Annotated in this window: 4 protein-coding genes and 1 pseudogene; 4 read left to right on the forward strand and 1 reads right to left on the reverse strand. The window is 58.3% G+C overall.

Annotated elements, in window-relative coordinates:
• The 4 genes and pseudogenes from linX to L288_RS41810 form a co-directional block, all read left to right on the forward strand.
• Positions 1–751 (forward strand): 2,5-dichloro-2,5-cyclohexadiene-1,4-diol dehydrogenase LinX (gene linX / locus L288_RS41795; RefSeq protein WP_020817740.1); only part of this gene is annotated, 751 nt, incomplete at its 5' end.
• 281 nt (positions 752–1,032) lie between these two features.
• Positions 1,033–1,772 (forward strand): annotated as a pseudogene (locus L288_RS41800) (SDR family NAD(P)-dependent oxidoreductase).
• Positions 1,773–1,832: 60 nt separating this feature from the next.
• Positions 1,833–2,303: a hexachlorocyclohexane dehydrochlorinase gene (gene linA, locus L288_RS41805; protein ID WP_013040172.1), complete on the forward strand. Its 471-nt coding sequence runs from the start codon at positions 1,833–1,835 to the stop codon at positions 2,301–2,303.
• A gap of 428 nt (positions 2,304–2,731) precedes the next feature.
• Positions 2,732–3,889 (forward strand): FAD-dependent oxidoreductase, encoded by a 1,158-nt coding sequence (locus L288_RS41810; RefSeq protein WP_021246209.1) that lies wholly within the window; start codon positions 2,732–2,734, stop codon positions 3,887–3,889.
• Between the two features lie 18 nt (positions 3,890–3,907).
• Here L288_RS41810 and L288_RS41815 read toward each other — a convergent pair whose 3' ends face one another.
• Positions 3,908–4,672, reverse strand: coding sequence for an IS6-like element IS6100 family transposase (locus L288_RS41815; protein ID WP_001389365.1), 765 nt, complete (start codon positions 4,670–4,672; stop codon positions 3,908–3,910).
• Positions 4,673–4,733: the final 61 nt, after the last annotated feature.

Raw genomic sequence — 4,733 nt, forward strand, 5'->3', positions numbered from 1 at the left:
GGCTAACAGACTCGCAGGCAAGGTTGCGCTCATCACGGGTGGAGCGAGCGGGCTCGGCGCCGCTCAGGCGAAGCGTTTCGCGGAAGAAGGCGCCAAGGTCGTAATCGGCGACCTCAATGAAGAGATGGCCAAGGGCGTCGTAGCCGAAATCAGGGCTGCTGGTGGCGATGCGCTCTTCATTCGGTTGGATGTTACCGATGCGGCGAGCTGGAATAATGCGATTGCCGCTGCCGTCGAGGCTTTTGGCGGGCTTACGACTCTATCCAACACTGCCGGTATCATTCATCCTGGCGGCTTCGAGGAGGAGAGCATTGAAGGCTGGAACAAGATGGTGGCGGTCAATCAGACTGCTATCTTCCTCGGAATCAAGGCGGCAATCCCCGAGCTGGTGAAGTCGGGCAATGGCTCGATCATCAACATCAGTTCGTTGATCGGCATGTTTCCCACCGCCGGCAATGCCAGCTACTGTGCCACCAAAGCGGCCGTGCGCATCATGAGCAAGGCGGCGGCGCTGGAGTTTGTGGACCGCGGCGTTCGGGTGAATACGATCGTGCCCGGCGGAATGAACACGCCGATCACGGCGAATGTCCCCCCTGACGTGCTGAAGCAGCAGACAAGCCAGATCCCCATGGGAAAGCTCGGTGACCCGATCGACATTGCCAACGGCGCGCTTTTTCTGGCCTCTGACGAGGCGAAATATATTACTGGCGTGGATCTGCCGATTGACGGAGGCTGGTCCGTGGGTGTTTGAACTCATTGATATTATTTGTGAAAACACAGCATTAGAAAGTGAAAGCGCGCGGCTGCGTGCCGCGCGCAAAGGGGCAGCATTAGCGGGCCAGGGGACTTGGACATTTAGTCTCACTTTTCGGTCCGGTTCCTCAGAATCCAGCTTGACTACCAACTGGTAATTGTGCTTGGATCAAGGTCCGGTGATCGGCCCAGTTGTTGTGCATCGGAAAAAAGAACCCTCAGCGACGCGGGTCTGAATTGCGCGCTCAAGCTATTTAGGAGGCACAGGATGAGCACAGAATGGCAGGAAAAGTCGCGCTCGTAACGGGCGCGGCGAGCGGCCTGGGTGCAGCGCAGGCTCGGCTTTTTGCCAAGGAGGGCGCCAAGGTCGTCGTCGCCGATCTGAATGTCGAAATGGGCAACAAGGTCGTGGCCGAGATTCAGGAAAGCGGGGGCGAGGCCCTATCGTGCGGCTGGATATCACCGATGCTGCGAGCTGGGCGGGGGCTGTCGAGGCGGCGGTTGGGGCCTTTGGGAAGCTCACGACGCTTTACAACACCGCGGGCATCATCCACGGCGCGATGATCCAGGACGAGACGCTCGAAGGCTGGAGCAAGATGATCGCGGTCAACCAGACTGCGCTTTTCCTGGGCCTGAAGATGGTTGCGCCGGAAATTGCGAAGTCGGGAAATGGTGCGATCCTAAACATCAGTTCGCTCGTCAGCGTCATCTGTGAGCCTGGCTTGATCAGCTATGCGGCGACCAAGTCTGCGGTACGCGCGATGACCAAGGTGGCTGCGCTGGAATATGTCGGGCAAGGGGTGCGGGTGAACACCATCGTTCCTGGTGGCATGAAGACGCCGATGCAGGCGAACGTCACGCCCGAGCAGGTTGAATGGTACAAAGCGCAGATCCCGATGGGCGATCTTGGCGAGCCGAACGATATCGCTTATGGGGCGCTATATCTTCTGTCAGACGAAGCTAAATATGTTACTGGAACGGAACTGTTCATCGATGGCGGCTGGTCTTCTGCGGCCTAAATCCTTGATGCCCTCGATCCTGCTAAGATTACGGGATTATATTCAACTGGGAGATACAAAATGAGTGATCTAGACAGACTTGCAAGCCGGGCCGCGATTCAGGACCTCTACTCTGACAAGCTCATTGCCGTAGACAAGCGCCAAGAGGGCCGTCTCGCTTCTATTTGGTGGGATGATGCAGAGTGGACCATTGAGGGAATCGGCACCTACAAGGGCCCGGAAGGCGCCCTCGATTTGGCCAATAACGTACTCTGGCCAATGTTTCACGAATGTATTCATTATGGAACCAATCTGCGCTTGGAATTTGTGAGCGCGGACAAGGTAAATGGTATTGGCGACGTCCTTCTCCTTGGAAATCTCGTCGAAGGTAATCAGTCGATTCTTATCGCTGCGGTCTTCACGGATGAGTATGAGCGCCGTGACGGGGTGTGGAAGTTCTCTAAGCGCAACGCATGCACGAACTATTTCACCCCGCTGGCCGGCATTCATTTCGCACCGCCCGGCATTCATTTCGCACCGTCCGGCGCATAATCTTATATATACAAGTGATTAGTTGGGCATTCACATGACGCTTGTCGTGTGGATGCCCAATTTTATATGGATGGAGAACTCAAACACAACGCGACTCGCGATTGGAGATGAGTCACGCCGGGGCACCTGGCGCCGAATGGTGGCCCCCCATTCAGCATTGCCGATCGGGCTTGCAATTTCGCCCGCCTGGTCCGTTAGAAGCATGAGCGCCGCCCATCGAAAGATGTTTCGGGATGGCCCCATTTGCCTTCTCGTGCTTGCCGATGCGGAGATCAGGCGCGGTTGACATGTGACCATTTGGTAATCTATCCTTTCCTTGTATCGAGGTGCGACGTGATCTCGCTTCGGTAAAAGAAGGGCGGAGCATTGACTTCGACGCAGGAGAGACGGTCGGCGGCTTTGGGTCGTTCGACCGGTGGAGGGCATTCTTGAAGCAATCGGCAGAGCGATCGCGGTTATCTCGCCGCGCTTTCATCCAGGCCGGCGGCGCGGGGCTGGCGGTTTCCACCCTGGGTGCTGCGGCATCTGCTCCGGCTGTTGCCGCGGTGGGCCGGCAGTGGACCCAAATCGCGGATATAGTCGTGGTCGGCAGCGGCGCGGCCGCCTCGGTTGCCGCACTTGCGGCTGCCAAGGACGGCGCGAAGGTCCTCATGCTGGAAAAAGCGCCGGTATATGGCGGTACGTCCGCGAAATCCGGTGGGGCTTTCTGGGTGCCCAATAATTTCAGGCTGAAGGAGCGGGGGATCGAGGATCCAAAGGCTTCGCTCCTGGCTTATTGCGCTGCCTATTCATATCCGCATCTTTTCGACAGCAATTCACCGACGCTCGGCCTGGGTGAGGATGTCTACAAACTGCTTGAGGCGTTTTACGACAACGCGTCGCCGATGACGGACATGTTGCGGGAAATCAAGGCAGCCGAGATAGGCCGCTTTCATGTCCTTCCCGACGGCCAGGGAACCGATCTGCCTGACTATGGCGTGCTCGACGGCAACAATAAGGTGCCTCGCGGACGGTGCCTCGGACCCATCAAGCCTGATGGGTCGCCAGGATTCGGCGCGGAGTTGATGCGCCAGATCAAGGCGCGCATCGACGCTTATGGCATTCCCCTGCTCACCAGCCACCAGGTTGTCCGCCTGGTTACCGACGGGGATGGCGCGGTGCTCGGCGTCGAGGCGCTGAACGACGGGAAGGAGGTTTCCTTTGGCGCGCGCAAAGGCGTGATCTTCGCAACGGGCGGGTTCACCTATAATCGCGAAATGCTCAATCTCCATCAGACAGGGCCGGTCTATGGCGGTTGCGGGGTGCCGACCAATACTGGCGACTTTGTATCGATTGCCGGGGCTGTTGGAGCGAAGCTTGGCAATATGGGAAGCGCCTGGCGCGCCGAGATCGTGCTGGAAGAGGCGCTGGAATATGTAAGCGTGCCAAGCGACGTATGGATTCCGCCGGGCGACAGCATGTTCATTGTCAATCGCTATGGGAATCGTGTCTTCAACGAGAAGCGCAATTACCATGACCGTGCGCGCGTACATCAACATTATGATCCCAACGGCTCTGTTGCAAAGATTGGCGGCAGTCAGAGGTAGGCTGTCGCTCTGCGCCGATCAGGCGGCTGCTGCGAAATGGTGGTTGAGCATGCCCATGGCCTCCGTCAGCGCCGAGGGCCCAATGCCAAAAGCTCTCTCCACAAGGCGCACCTCGCCCCTGATGCCGGGCTGCAGGCACCAGGGGCGAGCCTGTCCTTTGCGCAGGGCTCGCATGACTTCGAATCCCTTGATCGTGGCATAGGCCGTGGGGATCGATTTGAAACCGCGCACCGGCTTGATCAGTATCTTGAGCTTTCCGTGATCGGCCTCGATCACGTTATTGAGATACTTCACCTGCCGGTGGGCCGTCTCCCGGTCCAGCTTTCCTTCGCGCTTCAATTCGGTGATCGCTGCACCATAGCTCGGCGCTTTGTCGGTATTGAGCGTGGCAGGCTTTTCCCAGTGCTTCAGGCCTCGCAGGGCCTTGCCCAGGAACCGCTTCGCTGCCTTGGCGCTGCGGGTCGGCGACAGGTAGAAATCGATCGTGTCGCCCCGCTTGTCGACTGCCCGGTACAGGTAGGTCCACTTGCCCCGCACCTTGACGTAGGTTTCATCCAGGCGCCAGCTCGGATCAAAGCCACGCCGCCAGAACCAGCGCAGCCGCTTCTCCATCTCCGGGGCGTAGCACTGGACCCAGCGATAGATCGTCGTATGGTCGACCGAAATGCCGCGTTCCGCCAGCATTTCCTCAAGGTCGCGATAGCTGATCGGATAGCGACAATACCAGCGCACCGCCCACAGGATCACATCACCCTGGAAATGGCGCCACTTGAAATCCGTCATCGTTCCGTCCGTCCAATCTCCGCCAAGCATGCTCAAGCTTCACGATTTTTGCAACAGAGCC

The organism is Sphingobium quisquiliarum P25 (assembly GCF_000445065.1).
Taxonomy (GTDB): Bacteria; Pseudomonadota; Alphaproteobacteria; order Sphingomonadales; family Sphingomonadaceae; genus Sphingobium; species Sphingobium quisquiliarum.

Bases quoted from the DNA above. Each gene is read 5' to 3' on its own strand.
- linA (WP_013040172.1), top strand. From the start codon at position 1,833: ATGAGTGATCTAGACAGACTTGCAAGCCGGGCCGCGATTCAGGACCTC.
- L288_RS41815 (WP_001389365.1), bottom strand. From the start codon at position 4,672: ATGACGGATTTCAAGTGGCGCCATTTCCAGGGTGATGTGATCCTGTGG.